Here is a 16726-nt window from a genome sequence, read left to right on the forward strand (position 1 = left end):
CGAGGCGATCGAGTCGTCAGCCCTGCCAGAGCGCGAGCTTCTGCGGGTTCATCGCGATCCAGACGTCGACGACCCGAGGGGCGCCCGAGTCGTTCTGCCGCACGCCAAGGTTGAGCACCCCGGCGACGGCATCGCCGGAACCGGGCCCAAAGCGCAGCGCGACGCCGTCGCCGGTGAGCGCGGCCGCCACCACGGTGTCGGGCTGCTTCTCCATGATGCCGAAGAGAAAGCGCGCCACATTGAGAGCCCCGCGTACCGGCTTGCGGGCGGCCGATACGAATCCACCGCCGTCTGAGCGCAGCTCGACAGCGGGATCGAGCACCGCGGTGAGTGCCGACAAGTCGCCGCCCCGGCAGGCCGCGACGAAGGCCTGAACGACCTCGTCGTGCACGGCCGTGGCCACCTGGCCCTCCCGGCGTTCACGCACGTGCCGGCGAGCCGATGTCGCCAACTGGCGGCACGCATCCGGTGTTCGAGCGACGACGTCGGCGATCTCGCCGAACGGCACGGCGAACACGTCGTGCAGCACGAACACCACGCGTTCAGCCGGGCTCAGAGACTCGAGCACGACGAGCAGGGCGGTGCTCACCGACTCGTCGAATTCGACGCGGTCGAGCGGGTCGGCGAGAGGGTCGCCAAGCGTCTCGCTCGGCTCGCCGAACAACTCGCGAACGCGGCTCTGCGGCAGGGGCTCCGGCAGCCATTCGCCGACATACTGCTCGCGCCGCGCACGGGCGCTGCCCAACTCGTCGAGGCAGACCCGGCTCGTGACCCTTGTCAACCAGGCCGCGGGCCTGCGGATGCGCTGACGCTCGTCGTCGCCCAGCTTGTGCCAGCGAAGATACGCCTCCTGCACCGCGTCTTCGGCGTCGGCGAACGTGCCGAGCATGCGAAAGGCCATGCCGAGCAGGCGTGGCCGCTCTCGTTGCGCCTCGTCGGCATGGGCGAGTGTCATGCACATCAGTATGCCGCGACCTCACATTTCTCCTGGCTGCATCGTCATAGAGGTGTGACCATGACTCTTCGACGCATCATCCTCGGCGCGACCGCCGGCCTCGGCATGTTCGTGGGAGCCTGGGCCGCGATCTGGCCCGGCTCGTTCTACGACGAGTTCCCCGGCTTCGGACGCATCTGGGTCGCCGTCGACGGCCCCTTCAATGAGCACCTCATCCGCGATGTCGGGGCGCTCTACCTGGCGCTCGCGGGTGCGAGCGTGGCCGCCATCTTCTCGAGAACACCGGATGCCGGTCGGGTCGTCGGAGTGGCCTGGACGGTCTTCGGAGTTCCGCACCTGACGTATCACCTCATGCATCTCGAGCCTCTCGCCGTGATCGACGTCGTCGGCAACGTCGTCTCTCTCGGCGCAAGCCTGGCGCTGGGCATCGTGCTCATGCTGCCGGCGCCGCGACGAGAGCGCACCACTCCATCCCCTACCGAAAGGAACACTGTCTGATGAGAATCGCCATTGCCGGAGCCACGGGAGCGGTCGGCGTGCACGTCGTCGACGTCGCGCGCCGACGCGCACACGATGTCGTCGCTCTGAGTCGCGCTCAGGGCGTCGATCTGCTCGACGCGCGGGCCGTAGCCCGAGCCCTCGAGGGGGCCGACGCGGTGATCGACGTCTCGAGCATTGCGACGACCTCGCAGGCGGCCTCGATGGCGTACTTCGAGGCATCCACCGCGAATCTGCTGGCCGGTGGCGAGACCGCAGGCGTGACCCACCACATCGTCCTGTCGATCGTGAACATCGACCGTGCCCCGTCGGGATACTACGCAGGCAAGGTGTTGCAGGAGCGCCTCGTGAGCGACGGCCCGGTTCCCTGGTCGATCCTCCGCGCCACGCAGTTTCACGAGTTCGCCGGGCAGATCTACGAGCGCGGCCGCATCGGGCCCGTGCACGCGGTGCCGATCATGCGCACGCAACCCGTGGCCGCCAGTGAGGTGGCCGAGCGGCTCGTCGAGCTGGCCGAATCGGATGCCCGGGGCCGCGCGCGCGACCTCGCCGGCCCCCGAGAAGAGCGGCTCATCGACCTCGTGCGAGCCTCTGCCTCGGCCGCGGGGTCGCGGGCGCCGATCATCTCGATTCCGCTGCCCGGAGGGATGGGTGCCGCCATGCGCAGCGGCGCGCTGCTGCCGGGGCCGGATGCGCAACTCGGCACGCTCACCTTCGCGGAGTGGATACGTGCTCGATAGCGCGGTCTGAGGCCGAGGACGATCGTCGTGCTTCATCAGTACGAGGGATGGTAGCCCCCTCCTTTGTACGGGATGACCGCTTTTGAAGCACGCGATGCAGGGGACAGTTGCGGGAGGTCGACGGCGTCGTAGTCGGCCACCAGCGTGTTGGCCAGAGCTGCGAAGGTCTGAACGAGTTGCATCACTCTCGTGCTGTCTGTAATTAATAAGGCGCGCTCGGTCCCGTTCGCTCCGGTCGTGAAGCGGATGTGGCCCGCCAGAATGTCATCGGCGACCTCGGCCACGGGGTGCCCCGCTGTGAACGAGTGGCCCTGGATGAGCCGCGGGGCGGATCCCCGGCCGAGCCGGCGCTCGCGCATCCGATGTCTGAGGCCGGCGAGGTGTTCGGCCGTGAGGTCTCCGATCGAGGTGACAGTTCGGTTCGCTCGAACTGGCAACACGCGGGTTCGAGCGCTCACTTAGTGGCAACTCGGGGCCGCTCGCAGTTGCGTCGCTGTCGGCACCCGTCGATGATCGAGGGTGTGACGATGCCTTCACCCACGCTGCAGCACGCCCGTTCGCCCTCGATGAAGCCGACTTCGCTCGGCCGCGTGGTGCTCATCGTCTGCGTGGTGATCGCCGCGGCGTCGCTCGCGATCGTCGTGGTCGCTCTGCCGGGAGGGGCGCCGACATCGCGCGACCCTGGTGCGCCGGTCGTGCCCTGGCGGGTCGTCCTTCTGCCCGCCGTCGTGGGAATCGCGCTGGCCGCGGTGCTGCCGCCGCGGGCTCCGGTTCAGCCCGCCGTCGTCCAGAACAGGTCCCGACATGCCGCAGCCACGTGGAGTCTGCTGGCGCTCGCCGTTGCATTCCCCCTCGTCTCCGGGGTGTTCGGTCTCGGCGGGAACGAGGGCTATGTGCTCGCGAAGCTCCTTCTCCTCATCGCTATTCCCGCCGTGATCGTCGGTGTTCTGCGCGGCGTGCGGCTGGAACGGGTTCGAGGGGCGTGGCGCTGGTGGGCGGCGGCGGTCGTCGTGGTGATCTGGACGGTGCTTTCGAAGGTCGCGCCGTGGAACCCTGCGTCTGACTTGTCGGGCTTCGACCCCACCGCCCTCATCGTGTCCGCCACGGCGACCGCCATCACGGCTGGCCTGGGCGAGGAGCTGTTCTACCGCAGGTGGTTGCAGACCCGCCTCGAGGCATCACTCGGGGTCTGGGCGGGCATCGCGCTTGCTTCGCTGATGTTCGCTCTGATGCACCTCGGTTCCCACTCGACGGGTGAGCCCCTTCTCGACGTCGCCCGCGTCGTCGTCGCGCAGGGGTCGTTCGGGCTCTTTATGGGAGTGCTCTGGTGGAAGTACCGCAACCTGACGGCGATCGTCGTCGCGCACGTCATTGCGAACGGATGGCCTGTCGGCGTCGAACTTCTGAGCTGACTTCTACCGCTCTCAGTGGCCGGCGCCGAGCTTGCCGGCGAGTCGCCCATGAAACGATGTGCTCGCGTCGTTCAAGCCCTCGAAGCGCACGTGCTTTCCGAGGCGTTCGTACTTGGTCGTGATGGCGTCGAGAGCGGCCACGGTCGAGGCATCCCAGATGTGACTGGTCGACATGTCGATCACGACCTGTTCGGGATCTTCGACGTAGTCGAACTGTGTCGTGAGGTCGTTCGACGACGCGAAGAAGAGTTCGCCGTCGACCGTGTAATACGCGGTCGGTGCTCCTTCGTCATCGCGCACCTCACGGGTGACCGTCGCGAAGTGGGCCACGCGTCGCGCGAACGTCACCATCGCCACGAGCACGCCGACGATGACGCCGATGGCGAGGTTGTGGGTCGCGACGACCACTGCCACGGTCGCGAGCATCACCGCGGTCTCGCCGACGGGCATCGACCTCAGCGTCGACGGTCGGATCGAGTGCCAGTCGAAGGTCGCCACCGAGACCATGATCATCACGGCTACCAGGGCCGCCATCGGAATGATCGACACGAGATCGCCGAGTCCCACGACCAGGATCAGGAGGAAGACACCGGCGAGGAAAGTGGAGATGCGGGTGCGGGCGCCAGACGCCTTCACGTTGATCATGGTCTGGCCGATCATGGCGCATCCGCCCATGCCGCCGAAGAAGCCCGAGAGAACGTTGGCGACTCCCTGGCCCCACGCCTCGCGGGTCTTGCGCGAATGGGTGTCGGTGATGTCGTCGACGAGCTTCGCCGTCATCAGCGATTCGAGCAGGCCCACCACGGCCATGGCCGCCGCGTACGGCGCGATGATCGTGAACGTCTGCCAGGTGAGGGGCACGTCGGGAAAGAACAGCGAGGGCAGGCTGCGAGGCAGATCGCCTTGATCGCCGACGTTCGGCACGTCGAGCGCGAACACGACGGTCGCTGCGGTGAGCAGCACGATGGCCACGAGCGGGGCCGGAATCACCTTCGTGATCGTAGGCATGAACACCATGATCAGGATGCCCACGGCGACGAGCGGATAGACGAGCCAGGTGACGCCGAGCAGCTGGGGCAGCTGCGCGATGAAGATCAGGATGGCGAGCGAGTTCACGAAACCGACCATCACGCTGCGCGGAATGAACCGCATCAGCTTGGCGACGCCGAGCACAGCGAACAGCACCTGGAAGATACCGGCGAGAATCACCGTCGCGATGAAGTAGTCGATGCCGTGGTCGCGGGCGACCGGAGCGATGACGAGCGCGATCGCGCCGGTGGCGGCGGTGATCATGGCGGGCCGGCCGCCGAGGAACGCGATCGAGACGGCCATGACGAACGACGAGAACAGTCCGACCGCCGGGTCGACTCCGGCGATGATCGAGAACGAGATGGCCTCGGGGATAAGTGCCATCGCGACGACCAACCCTGCGAGCACCTCGCGGATGAGAATGCGGGGAGTCTTCAGTGCGGTGAGAACCGACGGGTCGGATCTGTAGCGAATGGGTGAAGCTGATTTCTGGGCGATAGCTATGGCTGTCTCCTCTGAGCGGGGCCATCCGCAGACGGCCGGTGGGTGTGCCTCGTTCGGCGCCCCGTTGCGCGCTCCACCGTGCTCGTGATCGAGAATGGTGGCAAGAGTGTGTGCTGGTGCTGAACAGCAGGAGCACCGGCAACTCTACCCTAACGTAAGGGTTGTTTTGATGAGGAAGTGTTCATGGACCCCGAAATGCCCGAGCCGATGATGCATATCGGTGAGCTCGCCGAGCGCACCGAACTGTCGCTGCGCACGATCCGGCACTACGACGAGGTGGGCCTCCTCAAGCCGTCTGGCCGAACCGACGGCGGCTTCCGTCTCTACACGGAGCGCGACTGCGCGCGCTTGATGCTCATCCGCCGGATGAAGCCGCTGGGCTTCGCGCTCGAGGAGATGGCGGCGCTGCTCAGAATCATCGACGTGCTCGACGACGACGCGGGCGATCCTGCCCTGCGATCGCAGCTCCAGCTCTTCATCGAGCGTGCCACCGAGCAGCGCGACAAGCTCCAGCGGCAGCTCGACATGGCCGACGAGTTCGTCGACCTGCTCCGCAAGCGATGATCTGATCCGACGTGATCACCGCCTGAGGCGGGCCACCGGCATCCGCTCGGGCAAAGGTCATTAGGGGCAGCGCTCGGCCGGGCGTACTGTGTGCACGTACGCGAACGTGCCGCATGTGCTCGAACGCCCGCATCCACGGGCCCCCCATTGAGAGCCCTGGTACTCCATCTCCTCGTTCCTCCCCTCCGCAAGCCTCTTGGCCGCCCCCTGGTCTTCGACGCTGACGGAATCTGAACACACGCTCATCTTGTACGCGCTGGTCGTGGCCGGACTCGTGCTCTTCGCCGGGTTCATTCGGGCGTGGGTGACTCAGCATGAGATCGGTTCGCGGTTTCGTACGGCGACCGTCTCGCGGCTCAGTCTGCTCGCTGTGGCGACGCTCTCTTATGTGCTGCTCATCGTCGGTTTCCTCAGCGGGTACGACCACACCCCATCGGGCTACATTCCGAATTCCGAGGCCGCGAATGCGTTCCTGCCGCGCTACATGGACTGGTCGGTGACGGTTCCGCTGCTCACGGTCGAGTTGCTGGCGGTGTGCGCCGTTGCCGGTGCGGTCGCTCGACGAACGCAGGCGCTGGCGGTTGCCGGCGCGTTCCTCATGATCTTCGCCGGCTTTCTCGGCGCCTTCGTGATCGGCGACGGCGAGAGTGTCGAAGCACTGTTGACCTGGGGATGTGTTAGCGCGATCTTCTGGATCGCGACGAACCTCGTGCTGATCCAAGCGGTGCGCGCCTCATTGCCGAAGCTCACCCCCGCAAGCGGCGTCGCTCTGAAGAGAGCGACCATCGTTCTTCTCGGTGGCTGGGTGATCTATCCGATCGTTTACCTGATTCCTCTTCTGGGTGCGAGCGGCGCAGCCACCACGGTCATTCAGGTCGTACTTTGTGTCACCGATGTCGTGGTCAAGGTCGGATTCGGCGGGTTGATCCACCACATCGCCAAGCTGCGAACGGCGGAAGATGTGCGCACGGGTGACGACATGCATCCCGAGGCGATCTGGATCGCGTCGGAGAAGCAGTCCGACGCCGGCATGCCGCGCGAGGTCTATCTCGCCGAGGGGGCGTCCGTGCATAGACGTCGGGCGCGTCCGTCAATGACCCGGGCCACCTCGTCAGAGGCGAAGACGCCCGAGTCGCACGACGATCTCGACATGGATCAGATCTAGACGTGCCCGCGGGGTGTCGCCGCCGGCATCCCTGGCTCGGCCGAGAAGATCAGGCCCTGCCCACTGTTCGATGAGTCGCTCAAGATGCGGATCCAATCGCGATTGATCGCGGGAATCTTGCTGCCGGAGAACTTGAAGTAGAGCGGAATCGCGGAGTCCATCCAGATCGCCGACCGCCCGTTGCCGACCGACTCGTCGTCGCGCCACGAGAGGAAGAAGCTCTCGTGGCGGCGTAGCTTCGCGCCGATCACGATCTGCAAGTGGGCGAGGGCTCGATCGTCGAAGTCGATCACGATGTCGGGGTTGCCGTACAGCATCTTGCCCATGAGGGACCCGTTTCCGAGGTGTGCACCAGGTATGGGATGCGGCCCCCGGGCTGAGTCTAGGCCCGGGTGGTCTCATGTCGATCACCGGCCGAGAATTGCTCTGGTCTTGCGTTATGCGCAAGAGGTAATGCGCAAGGGCCAACGTGCGCATAGCGTTGATGACATGACTCACTCCCCTTTGCCTGTCGTAGCTCCAGCCCTCACCGACCATGTGGATGTCGTGGTGGTCGGAGGTGGTGCCGCCGGCCTCGCGGCGGCCATCGCACTCGCCCGCTCTCGCCGCACCGTGATCGTCGTCGACGCGGGGCAGCCGCGCAACGCGCCGGCAGCAGGGGCGCACAATGTCCTCGGGCACGAGGGCATTGCTCCGCTCGAGCTGCTCGCGCGGGGCCGGGCCGAAGCCGAGGCCTACGGCGTGCGCATCGTGAACGGCCTCGTGACCGGCGCATCCGGTGTCGTGGACGACTTCACGCTCGAGATCGATGGCGGGGCCACTCGCCTCTCGGCTCGTCGCGTGATTCTCGCCACCGGCTTGATCGACGATCTGCCCGACATTCCGGGGGTGAGGGAGGCCTGGGGGCACAGCGTTCTGCACTGCCCGTTCTGCCACGGATGGGAGGTGCGCGACCAGCGCATCGCCGTGATCGGTCGCAGCGAGAACTCGATGCACCAGGTTCTGCTGTTCAGCCAGCTCAGCGACGATGTCACGTTCTTTCTGCACGATGCGCCGGAGCCGAGCGACGAGCAGTGGGAGCAGCTCGCCGCGCTCGGCGTGAGCGTCGTCACCCCTCGGGTGCAGCGCCTCGCCGTCGAGGGCACGCAAGTTGAGGCCGTCGAGGTCGACGGTGGTCGCTCGTTCGAGATCGACGCCGTGGTGGTCGCGCCCCGGTTCATGGCGCGAACTGAGCTCTACGAGGCGCTCGGTGGGGAGCGCACGCTCACCCCGTTCGGAGAGCAGGTCGACGGCGATCCACGGGGAGTGACGGCCGTGCCCGGTGTCTTCGTCGCGGGGAACACGGGCCAGCCCATGGCGATGGTGGCCGCCGCGGCCGGATCCGGAGTCATGGCGGGAGCTGCGGCGCACGGCGACCTCGCGGCCGCAGACCTGGCGCGGGCCGTCGCGACGAGGGCGCAGCCGTTCTCTTCGGCCATGGAGGCGAAGGCTTCCGAGGCTGTTCTCGGCGGCCGTCGGCACGGAATCTGAGGTCGGTCGAGGCGATCGCCGCCGGGGTCACGGCTCGAGTAGCGGAATGGGAACGTCGAGCCGTCGCGCCTCGCGCGCAGTATCGGCGAGCACGGCGAGAGCCTCCTCGGCGTGCGGGTCGGTGTGCGCTTCGAGGCTGAGGCGCGCCATCGGTACCAGTGCGGTGATCCATGCCGACACGGTGGCGATCACGGACGGCATCCTGAACGGGACAAGGGCTCCACGGTGCCTTCTCATGTCGACGCCGCGAGCCTCGAGCAAGGGGAGCAGCTCGCGAGTCGTTCGGAAGGCGCCGCGGAAGGCGCGGCGGTCTCCGGCCATGTTCGCGAGAGACCCGCTGCGCAGGGCCTGGGAGAACATACCGGCGTCGGCCACGAAATGCAGCCACAGCCACCCTCGCATGTCGTTCTGCTGTCTCACGGCGAGACCCGCCTGCAGAAAGGCGGAGTGCACCTGCTGCTCTCGCCTGGTGCGCTCTGGCCCCGACGCGCCGACGACGACGGATGGCAGCAGTGCGGCCGACAGCACGCCGTCGCTGCCGAAGCCGCCGCCCGCCTGGGGAAATCCGAAGACGACCTGGTCGGCGGTAAGCGGCGCGACCGCGGCGAGGGGCTCCTGCCAGACGTTGCCGAGCACCAGCACGGTGGCCGAGTCGATGCGGGGAGCCAAGAACGCGGCGGCCTCGGCAAGGCGATGATGTCCGACGCTGAGTACCACCAGATCGAAGCCGTCACTCGGCTCGAGGGATTCCCTCAGCGTGGTTCGGAACGACTCGCGGACCCGACGACCGAACGGCTTGCGGCGTCCATCGATCCAGTCGAGGCGCACCTCGTCGCCGTATTCGGCCGCGCGACCCGGGCGAACGTAGAACTCGATGTCATGCCCCGCGGCTGCGAAAGCCCGCCCGTAGATGGTCGCGATGACGCCGCGGTCGAACATCAGAATGCGCATGCAGAACTCCCGCCATAAGATGGAGCCAGTCTCCACTTAGGAGAATATGGAGACTGTCTCCATTTGTCAACGAGGAGTGTCATCGTGGCTGAGGTGCGAGCGTTACGAGCGGATGCACGACGCAACCGCGATGCCATCGTGGCTGCGGCTCGCGACGTGTTCGATCGCGATGAGCAGCTTCGTTTCGACGACTTCGCGGCGCGCGCAGGAGTGGGAGTCGGAACGCTCTATCGGCACTTCCCCACTCGAGAGGCGCTGGCCGCGGCCGTCTACGAGGGCGAGATGACCGCCCTCTTCGATGAGGCTCGCGACCCGTCGAGGTCGGCGGTCGACAACCTCGAGGCTTTCCTGCGCGGCTTCGTGGAGTACCTGGTTGCGCATGGTGGCCTCGCCCGCACGCTCGCGGCAGTCGTCGACCCGGCCGTGCAGGCCGAGGGCGGAAGCGAGCTCGAGCGTACCGTCGCCGATCTCTTGGCCCGCGCTGCGGCAGACGGCGCCGTTCGTGCCGATGTCGCCGCGGGAGCGGTACTGATCGTGCTGCACGGTATCGGCTCAGCCGCCGATCGCCCCCACTGGGCATCGGAGTCGCGAGCCGCAATAGAGCTGCTCATCAACGGTCTCAGGACGGTCTGACCTCACCTCCCGAGGCCGACGCATAACGCCCGGCGAGCTGGGCGAACGCAGACGCGAGTTCGGGCGGGCCGACCACCCTCATCGGCGCGTCTAAGCGAGCGAACGAGGCGGCCAGTCCGACCCATGACCACGATCCGAGCTCGAGACTGCAGCGCTCGCCCAGGTCTTCGACCACGCCGTCGCCCGCGAACGGAACCACGTCGCGGGCGGGCAGGTCGAGCAGAACCGTGCCGCGACACGGCCACTCGTCCGCCCTCACGGATCCCTTGAATCGGGCCGCCACGAACCCGCGGGCGTCGCCGCCCGGAACCTGCCGCGGTGTGAATCGCGGGCCTGTCGGCGTTCGGGGTCGGATGCGATCGGCCCGGAAGATGCGCCAGCCGTTCTTCTCCAGATCCCAGGCCACCAGATACCAGAGGGCGTTCGAGGTGATCAGGTGGTGGGGCTCGACTCGCCGCAGCGCCGGGTCACCCTCCCCGATCCGCACGTAGTCGAAGCGCAGCACCTCGCGCCCACGCACCGCCGCCGAGAGGGCGATGAGCGCATCCGGTGTCACCGAAGCGGACGCCGCGCGACCGGGCGCCGCGGCGAGCGCCTCGAACTCGAGCGCGTCGAGCCGGTGTCGTAGCCGCGACGGCATGACCTGCCGAACAGTGGTGAGCGCGCGCAAGGCTGCCTCCTCGATCGCGACGCCGCTGACCGTCGCTGCCTTCAGTGCCACGGCCAGCGCGACGACCTGGTCGTCGTCGAACAGTAGCGGCGGCAGTTCGTTGCCCGCGTCGAGGCGGTATCCGCCATCCGGCCCCATCGTGGCGCGAATGCTGTAGCCCATCTCACGGAGCGTGTCGACGTCGCGGCGCACCGTGCGGTGACTGATGTCGAGTCGCTCTGCCAGCAGTGCTCCCGGCCAGTCGCGACGGGTCTGCAGAAGCGACAGCAGGGTGAGTAATCGCGACGTCGAGGCCATGCGACGATCCTAATTCTGGTCTAGGACGAAAACTGTCCTAGACGGCTGTGACAGTGGGAACCGTCGAACATTCGCGACGTCACCTTACTCACACCAGGAGCAGTCATGAGCATCACCACCACGACCCACCTCAACTTCACCGGTCAGGCCCGAGCGGCCCTCGAGTTCTACCAATCGGTCTTCGGCGGAAGCCTCACGATCGCCAGCTACGGCGACTTCGGCATGCCCGCCGACGCTCCGGGCGCGCAGAACGTCGTCTTCGGTCAGGTCGAGAGCGAGGGCGGCTTCCGAGTCATGGCGTACGACATTCCCGGCCAGGTGGGCGGGGCCCCGGATGCCGCTCGCGCGGCCGCCGCCGATACCGTCGCCGGCGGCGGTACTCGCCGAGAGAACGGCATGACCCTAACGGATCAGCCGTTCTTCGTGTCGGTGCGCGGCGAGACCCTCGCCGAGGTCGAGCGCTACTGGAGTGCGCTGTCGGTCGGCGCGTCGATCGTCGAACCGCTGGCCGTCTCGGCCTGGAGCCCGGGCTTCGGCATGCTCACCGACAGCTTCGGGGTGACCTGGATTCTCGACGTGGCGGCCGCCTACCCCGCGGAGTAGTCGTGTGAGGGCGGCTCGAGGTGTCGCAGATGGTGGCTTTCGGAGCGAGCTGAGCGCCATTCGCGACATCTCGTCGCCCCTATCCGCGTTCGCGCGTCGGCGCAATCGCCTCCTCGTCTTTTCGCTTCTGCGAGCCGTACTGGGAGCATGGACAACGTGGACGATTCTCGCGGAGATATGGGGCAGGAGCCCGACGGCCGCACCCTCCACTTCGGCGAGTTCTACGGGCATGCAGTGCCTGGCGCCGAGGCCGACTCCGATGCAGGCGTCGCCGTGGTCATGGGCAACTGTCAGGCCGAGTCGCTGCGCATCATGCTCGACGGTGCGGGGTTGCACACTGTGCGCATTCCGCCGGTGCACGAGCTCACCGCGGCCGACCTGCCCTTCCTCGATCGCCTGCTCGAGCGCACGACCCTGCTCGTCTCGCAGCCGGTGCGCGACGACTACCACGAGCTGCCCCTGGGGCTGCGGCAACTGTCGAGTCGCCTCGCTGCACAAGCGAACACCGTCGTCTTCCCGGTCATCCGTTTCGCGGGCCTCTATCCGACTCACGCCATCGTCAGACCCCCGAGCGACCTCTCGCTCGTGCCGCCCATCGTGGCCTATCACGACCTGCGGACCCTGGCCGAGGCATCCAAACGAGTGACGATGCCGACGGCGGTGACGCCGAAGGCGGTGCGCGCCATCGCCGCAGACTCGATCGCCGAACTCACCCGGCGTGAAGAGACGTTCGACACGGTGCGCGTCTCCGATCTCTTCGCGCGGCCCGGATTCGCGCAGATGCGCACCCTGAACCACCCCGGCAACGCGGTCTTCGCCGCGGTCGCGGAGCGCGTGCGACACCGCGCCGGGCTCGTCGAGCACTCGGTGGACCCCGGTCGCGCCCTTCTCGACAGCGTGCACGCGCCCCGGCTGGCGGCGGTGATCGAGGCCTTCGATCTCGACGACGAGCCCGCATTGGACTGGGTCGTCGGCGGAGCCGTCGTGGCCGACGCCGACGTGCGCGAGGCGCATGTCGAGTGGTATACCCAGCATCCGGATGCCGTCGAGGCCGGTCTCGCCCGTCACCGTCGAGCCCTCGAGATCTTGGCCGCCGCGTGATCGTCGCTCGGGTGCCGGCCCTCATCGTGACCCCGGATGCGCAGCACGGAGTCTCGCAGTACTCCTCGGTGGTCGGTGCGGCGGTCGAGTTGCTCACGGGCGCGTCGCTGCGATTGCCGAGCGAGGCTCTGCGCGCGGGCGTCATCCCACCGCGCACGCACATCCACTTCACCGACCGCCTCTGGGGAACTTCGCCGGAGGACGCCGCCGAGCGCATCGAGGCTCTGGCTGCCCGCACGGCCCTCACCGTGACGTTCCACGACGTACCTCAGGCGTCGGACGGCGCCGTGAACTTCGCTCGACGCAGCGATTGCTACCGGCGCGTGCTGGCAGCCTCGCAGGGCGCGGTCTTCAACAGCCTGCACGAGATCGACGTGCTGCGAGACTTCACCGATCCCACAGGCCGCTCGCACGTGATCCCGCTTCCGGTAGACCAGCAGGCGCGCGTCGGAGAGCGCCCCGAACCCGACGGCAGTATCGCGGTCCTCGGCTTCTACTACCCCGGCAAGGGGCATCTCGAGGTGCTGCGCGCGGTCGCGCACATCGCCGACACGACCGAGTTGCGGCCCTGGCTCTCGATTCTGGGGCGCGCATCGCAGGGCCACGAGGCCGACCTCGACAGTTTCGCGTCGCTGGCCGAGCGGCTCGGCGTGAGGCTCGACGTCTCGGGCTACCTCGACGACGCCGAGCTGATCGAGCGCTCGCGCCGGGCATCGGTCGGCGTCGCCGCGCACCGCCACTTCTCGGCATCCGGCAGCATCAACACCTGGATAGCATCCGGCAGGCGGCCGCTCGTCATCGATGGCCGTTACGTACGCGAAATCGCCGAACGTCGACCCGGAACGGTGACCGTGCTCGACAGCACACGCGATCTCGCGGCGGGCATCGTCACTGCGCTCACGGCTCCGGAGTCGACCTGGCTGCACGAGGGTGCGGTGACCTCGCCGAATGTCTCCGAGGTCGCCTCCGCCTACCTCGCGTGGTGGGACGGCGTCACGTGGTGACCATCGACGCTCCGCTCGTGCCCGGCGCGAGCAGGCCGCCCTTCGGCGCGGGCATCCGGGGCAACGAGTGGAATCAGCTCGACGGAGTCGTGCCCGCTGTGCCGCCCACGGTCTCTGTCGTGGTCGTGCACTTCGAGCAGCAGGCCGAGCTCGATCGCACGCTCGCCGCCCTGGCCAGGCAGACGCATCCGGCAGACCGGCTCGAGGTCATCGTCGTCGACGACGGTTCGGACGAGGAGCCGCGCATGTCTCACGGCGCCCGGCTTCTGCGGCAGCCCGATGAGGGTTTTCGTCTCGCCGCCGCCCGCAATCTCGGAGCGACTGCGGCGACCGGTGACATCCTGTGCTTTCTCGACGCCGACACAGCCCCCGAGCCGGGCTACGTCGAGGCGATCACGAGGCTCCCGGCGCTGGCCCCCGAGACAGTGGCGGTGGGGCGTCGCCGGCACACGCGCTTCGAACGGTTCGACGCGGATGCTCCGCTCGAGGTCGCCGCTGCCCGGTTCGCGCTCGACGAGCCGCAGTGGCTGGCCGATGCGTACGCCCGCTCGGGCAACCTGCTCGAGAGCGACAACCGCTCGTATCGCTTCGTGATCGGGGCCGTCATCGCCTGTTCGCGCTGGTTCTTCGACGAGGTCGGCGGTTTCGACGAGTCGTTCACGCAGTACGGCGGCGAGGACTGGGAATGGGCGCACCGCGCCTGGCTCGCGGGAGCAGTGTTCGCGCACGTTCCGCACGCGGTGGCCTGGCACAACGGGGCCGACTGGGCGGGGCGCGACGACGCGTCTGCCGCCGAGGCTCGGCAGCGACTCAAGAACGTCGAGACCCTCCAACTTGCCCAGACGATTGCCGTGCGGGAGTCCGCGCCGAGGGGCGTGCTGATCGAGCGTGCCGATGTCGTCGTGACCGTCTCGTCGGCGATCTCCGACGCCGCCCTGTTCGTCTGCGTCGACTCCGTTCTGGCCGCGGTGCCGCATGCGCGCATCGTCGTTCCGGGGCCGGTGCCCGCGATTCTGCGCGCCGATCCCCGGGTCGTCGCGAGGGCCGATGCGTCGCATGACGTGACCGGCGGCGCCCGCGTGCGCATCGACATCCAGAACGCCGTTGTGGTTCTGGCGCCGGATGCCTCGCGCGACGACAGGCTCGGCTGGGCGATCGAGACGGTGGGGGTGGGCAGCCTCGGCGAGGTCGTCTTCACCGACGATCACGGAGCCGCGCTGCTGACGGTGACCTCGAGCCGGGCGGCCGTGCGGCGCGCGCGCTGGCGCGACGATTCGCTCTTCGACACGCGAGTCGAGCAAGCCCCGTGGCTGTCGCTGATCACGACGGAACCGAGTGTGGCGGGCTATCTGGGCGGCTGGGGTCTGGCGTAGAGAACTCTGCCGATCGGTAGGGTTGGGGAATGGCTGGTGTCGATACAAGGGGTCAGATCCTGCTCCACGCGGCCCGCCTCTTCGGTCAGCGCGGCTACTTCGGCACCTCTACCCGCGACATCGCCGAGTCGGTGGGCATCAGACAGCCGTCGCTGTTCTACCACTTCGCCTCGAAGCACCTCATTCTGGCCGAGCTCGTCGATGCCGATCTGGAACAGGCCATAGGCCGGGTGGCCGAGGCTCGAGCGCTCGATGTCAGCCACGCCGAACGCTTCCACTACCTCCTCGCCCTCAGCTCGCACGACTATCTGACCCTGCCTTTCGACGCCCGCGGTTACTATGGCCACGCCGTATTCAGCGAGCCCGAGTTCGCCGCACAGCGTGAGGCCATCGAGCGGCAGCACGCCCAGATCGAGGCTCTGGTCGACGCCGGTATCGCCGCGGGTGAATTCCAATCGGTCGACCCGGAGTTCGTGCAACGGGCGGTGATCGGCCTGCAGTTCGAGGCCATGCGGGAACGTGAGATCAACGCGCAGGCGCCCGTCTCTCAGCGTCCGCTCCAGGTGGCCGACTTCGTTCTGCGGGCCATCCTCGTTCGCCCGGATCGACTGGAGAGCGTCGGCGAGCTGGCGCGACGGCACCTCGCAGGCCTCGCCTGATCGTTCCCTTCCGAGAGCCTCGGGGCGGTGTTCCGAGAACGTAATAGCCGCGAAATCTGGCTGACACATGGGTCGTCTATCAATTGATAGACAACTTACCTATCCATCGATAGAGTGCTAACGATCCTGCCGGGTCGCGAGCATCGAGAATCAACGGAGATCCCATGCACAGACGCTTGAACGTATTCGCACTGACGGCCCTCACCCTGACGGCGGCCGCCGTCTTGTCGGGCTGCGCCGCCTCCAGCGCCACCGCTCCGACGTCCACGGTCGAGGCCGTGGCGACCGTCGCTCCATCGGCGGTGCGCACCGCCGGTGAACTGAGCGTCTGCACGACGAACCTCGGCTCGCCGCCCAACATCTCGACCGACGAGGGCGGCACGCTCATCGGCAGCGAGATCGACATAGCCAAGGGCATCGCCGGGCGCCTCGGACTCACGCCCACCTTTGTCACGGTCGACTTCGCAGCGCTCATTCCCAGCCTGCAGGCGGGTCAGTGCGACGTCATCATGGCGTCGCTCTACATCAAACCCGAGCGAGAAGAAGTCGTCGACTTCGTGCCGTATCTCACGTCGGCCTCCGGCGTCGCCGTAAAGGACGGCGACGACAAGGGAATCACCGGGCTCGACGAGTCGCTGTGCGGCAAGAAGGTCATGGTGACGGTCGGCACGACGGCTCAGTCGCTGGCAGAGACGCAGTCGACAACGTGCACCGACGACGGCAAGAAGGCCCTCGACATCTCGACCAACAACCAGGCCACGATCGGATTCCAACAACTCGCTACAGGCCAGATCGACGCCTACATGGATGCGGCCGAGCTGATCGGCTACTACGAGAAGCAGGGCACCGCCGGCATCAAGCTGGCCGGCGAGCCGACCGACTCCGTCGACATCGGCGCGGCCACGATCAAGGGCGATACCGAACTGCACGACGGCATCCAGACCGCATTCGACGACCTGGTCTCGTCGGGCGACTACACCAAGATCCTCGACTCCTGGGGCCAGGGTTCTGTCGCTCTGAAGGCGCAGAACTGACCCC

Annotated in this window: 19 protein-coding genes; 13 read left to right on the top strand and 6 right to left on the bottom strand. The window is 67.4% G+C overall.

The window, feature by feature from the left end:
• Positions 1-16: 16 nt before the first annotated feature.
• On the bottom strand, positions 17-955 hold the full coding sequence (gene sigJ / locus ASF79_RS16125) for an RNA polymerase sigma factor SigJ (protein ID WP_055857286.1): 939 nt from the start codon (positions 953-955) through the stop codon (positions 17-19).
• 60 nt (positions 956-1015) lie between these two features.
• On the opposite strand from sigJ, the gene ASF79_RS16130 reads away from it, so the two are divergent.
• Together ASF79_RS16130 and ASF79_RS16135 are read left to right on the top strand one after the other, a co-directional pair.
• Entirely contained in the window at positions 1016-1453 is a 438-nt protein-coding gene (locus ASF79_RS16130; RefSeq protein WP_055782380.1) for a hypothetical protein, read from the top strand.
• Positions 1453-2193 (top strand): SDR family oxidoreductase, encoded by a 741-nt coding sequence (locus tag ASF79_RS16135; protein WP_055856975.1) that lies wholly within the window; start codon positions 1453-1455, stop codon positions 2191-2193. The genes ASF79_RS16130 and ASF79_RS16135 overlap by 1 nt, the downstream gene beginning before the upstream one ends.
• Before the next feature lie 35 nt (positions 2194-2228).
• On the opposite strand, the gene ASF79_RS16140 is transcribed toward ASF79_RS16135, so the two are convergent.
• On the bottom strand, positions 2229-2651 hold the full coding sequence (locus tag ASF79_RS16140) for a hypothetical protein (protein WP_156366305.1): 423 nt from the start codon (positions 2649-2651) through the stop codon (positions 2229-2231).
• Positions 2652-2720: 69 nt separating this feature from the next.
• Between ASF79_RS16140 and ASF79_RS16145 the strand changes: the two genes are divergently transcribed.
• On the top strand, positions 2721-3605 hold the full coding sequence (locus ASF79_RS16145; protein WP_235500797.1) for a CPBP family intramembrane glutamic endopeptidase: 885 nt from the start codon (positions 2721-2723) through the stop codon (positions 3603-3605).
• 12 nt (positions 3606-3617) lie between these two features.
• Here the strand turns inward: ASF79_RS16145 and ASF79_RS16150 are convergent, their stop codons facing one another.
• A complete protein-coding gene (locus ASF79_RS16150; protein ID WP_055856976.1) occupies positions 3618-5138 on the bottom strand; it encodes a SulP family inorganic anion transporter in 1521 nt (506 codons plus the stop codon).
• A 195-nt stretch (positions 5139-5333) separates the two neighbouring features.
• On the opposite strand from ASF79_RS16150, the gene ASF79_RS16155 reads away from it, so the two are divergent.
• Both ASF79_RS16155 and ASF79_RS16165 read left to right on the top strand, forming a co-directional pair.
• A complete protein-coding gene (locus tag ASF79_RS16155; protein WP_055856980.1) occupies positions 5334-5702 on the top strand; it encodes a MerR family transcriptional regulator in 369 nt (122 codons plus the stop codon).
• A 247-nt stretch (positions 5703-5949) separates the two neighbouring features.
• On the top strand, positions 5950-6867 hold the full coding sequence (locus tag ASF79_RS16165; protein WP_055856982.1) for a bacteriorhodopsin: 918 nt from the start codon (positions 5950-5952) through the stop codon (positions 6865-6867).
• Here the strand turns inward: ASF79_RS16165 and ASF79_RS16170 are convergent.
• Positions 6864-7193: a DUF7882 family protein gene (locus tag ASF79_RS16170; protein WP_055856984.1), complete on the bottom strand. Its 330-nt coding sequence runs from the start codon at positions 7191-7193 to the stop codon at positions 6864-6866. The two genes, ASF79_RS16165 and ASF79_RS16170, sit on opposite strands and share 4 nt — an antisense overlap.
• A gap of 163 nt (positions 7194-7356) precedes the next feature.
• Here ASF79_RS16170 and ASF79_RS16175 point away from each other — a divergent pair, with 163 nt between their 5' ends.
• On the top strand, positions 7357-8397 hold the full coding sequence (locus ASF79_RS16175; protein ID WP_055856986.1) for an NAD(P)/FAD-dependent oxidoreductase: 1041 nt from the start codon (positions 7357-7359) through the stop codon (positions 8395-8397).
• Between the two features lie 27 nt (positions 8398-8424).
• Here the strand turns inward: ASF79_RS16175 and ASF79_RS16180 are convergent, their stop codons facing one another.
• The gene (locus tag ASF79_RS16180; RefSeq protein WP_055856992.1) at positions 8425-9348 is read right to left on the bottom strand and encodes a ketopantoate reductase family protein; all 924 of its coding nucleotides are present in this window, start codon (positions 9346-9348) and stop codon (positions 8425-8427) included.
• Positions 9349-9432: 84 nt separating this feature from the next.
• On the opposite strand from ASF79_RS16180, the gene ASF79_RS16185 reads away from it, so the two are divergent.
• Entirely contained in the window at positions 9433-9981 is a 549-nt protein-coding gene (locus ASF79_RS16185; protein ID WP_156366306.1) for a TetR/AcrR family transcriptional regulator, read from the top strand.
• On the opposite strand, the gene ASF79_RS16190 is transcribed toward ASF79_RS16185, so the two are convergent.
• The gene (locus tag ASF79_RS16190) at positions 9968-10948 is read right to left on the bottom strand and encodes a helix-turn-helix transcriptional regulator (protein ID WP_055856994.1); all 981 of its coding nucleotides are present in this window, start codon (positions 10946-10948) and stop codon (positions 9968-9970) included. The two genes, ASF79_RS16185 and ASF79_RS16190, sit on opposite strands and share 14 nt — an antisense overlap.
• 105 nt (positions 10949-11053) lie before the next feature.
• Between ASF79_RS16190 and ASF79_RS16195 the strand changes: the two genes are divergently transcribed.
• The 6 genes from ASF79_RS16195 to ASF79_RS16220 all read left to right on the top strand — a co-directional run bounded on the left by ASF79_RS16195 (position 11054) and on the right by ASF79_RS16220 (position 16722).
• Positions 11054-11551, top strand: coding sequence for a VOC family protein (locus tag ASF79_RS16195; RefSeq protein ID WP_055856999.1), 498 nt, complete (start codon positions 11054-11056; stop codon positions 11549-11551).
• A 156-nt stretch (positions 11552-11707) separates the two neighbouring features.
• Entirely contained in the window at positions 11708-12652 is a 945-nt protein-coding gene (locus tag ASF79_RS16200) for a WcbI family polysaccharide biosynthesis putative acetyltransferase (RefSeq protein ID WP_156366307.1), read from the top strand.
• On the top strand, positions 12649-13656 hold the full coding sequence (locus tag ASF79_RS17755) for a glycosyltransferase family 1 protein (RefSeq protein ID WP_055857004.1): 1008 nt from the start codon (positions 12649-12651) through the stop codon (positions 13654-13656). Before ASF79_RS16200 ends, ASF79_RS17755 begins: the two co-directional genes overlap by 4 nt.
• A complete protein-coding gene (locus tag ASF79_RS17760; protein ID WP_235500799.1) occupies positions 13653-15029 on the top strand; it encodes a glycosyltransferase family 2 protein in 1377 nt (458 codons plus the stop codon). The genes ASF79_RS17755 and ASF79_RS17760 overlap by 4 nt, the downstream gene beginning before the upstream one ends.
• 29 nt (positions 15030-15058) lie before the next feature.
• Entirely contained in the window at positions 15059-15688 is a 630-nt protein-coding gene (locus ASF79_RS16215; RefSeq protein WP_055857006.1) for a TetR/AcrR family transcriptional regulator, read from the top strand.
• A 164-nt stretch (positions 15689-15852) separates the two neighbouring features.
• The gene (locus ASF79_RS16220; RefSeq protein WP_055857009.1) at positions 15853-16722 is read left to right on the top strand and encodes an ABC transporter substrate-binding protein; all 870 of its coding nucleotides are present in this window, start codon (positions 15853-15855) and stop codon (positions 16720-16722) included.
• The last annotated feature ends 4 nt before the right edge of the window (positions 16723-16726 follow it).

Source organism: Agreia sp. Leaf335 (assembly GCF_001423605.1).
GTDB lineage: Bacteria > Actinomycetota > Actinomycetes > Actinomycetales > Microbacteriaceae > Agreia.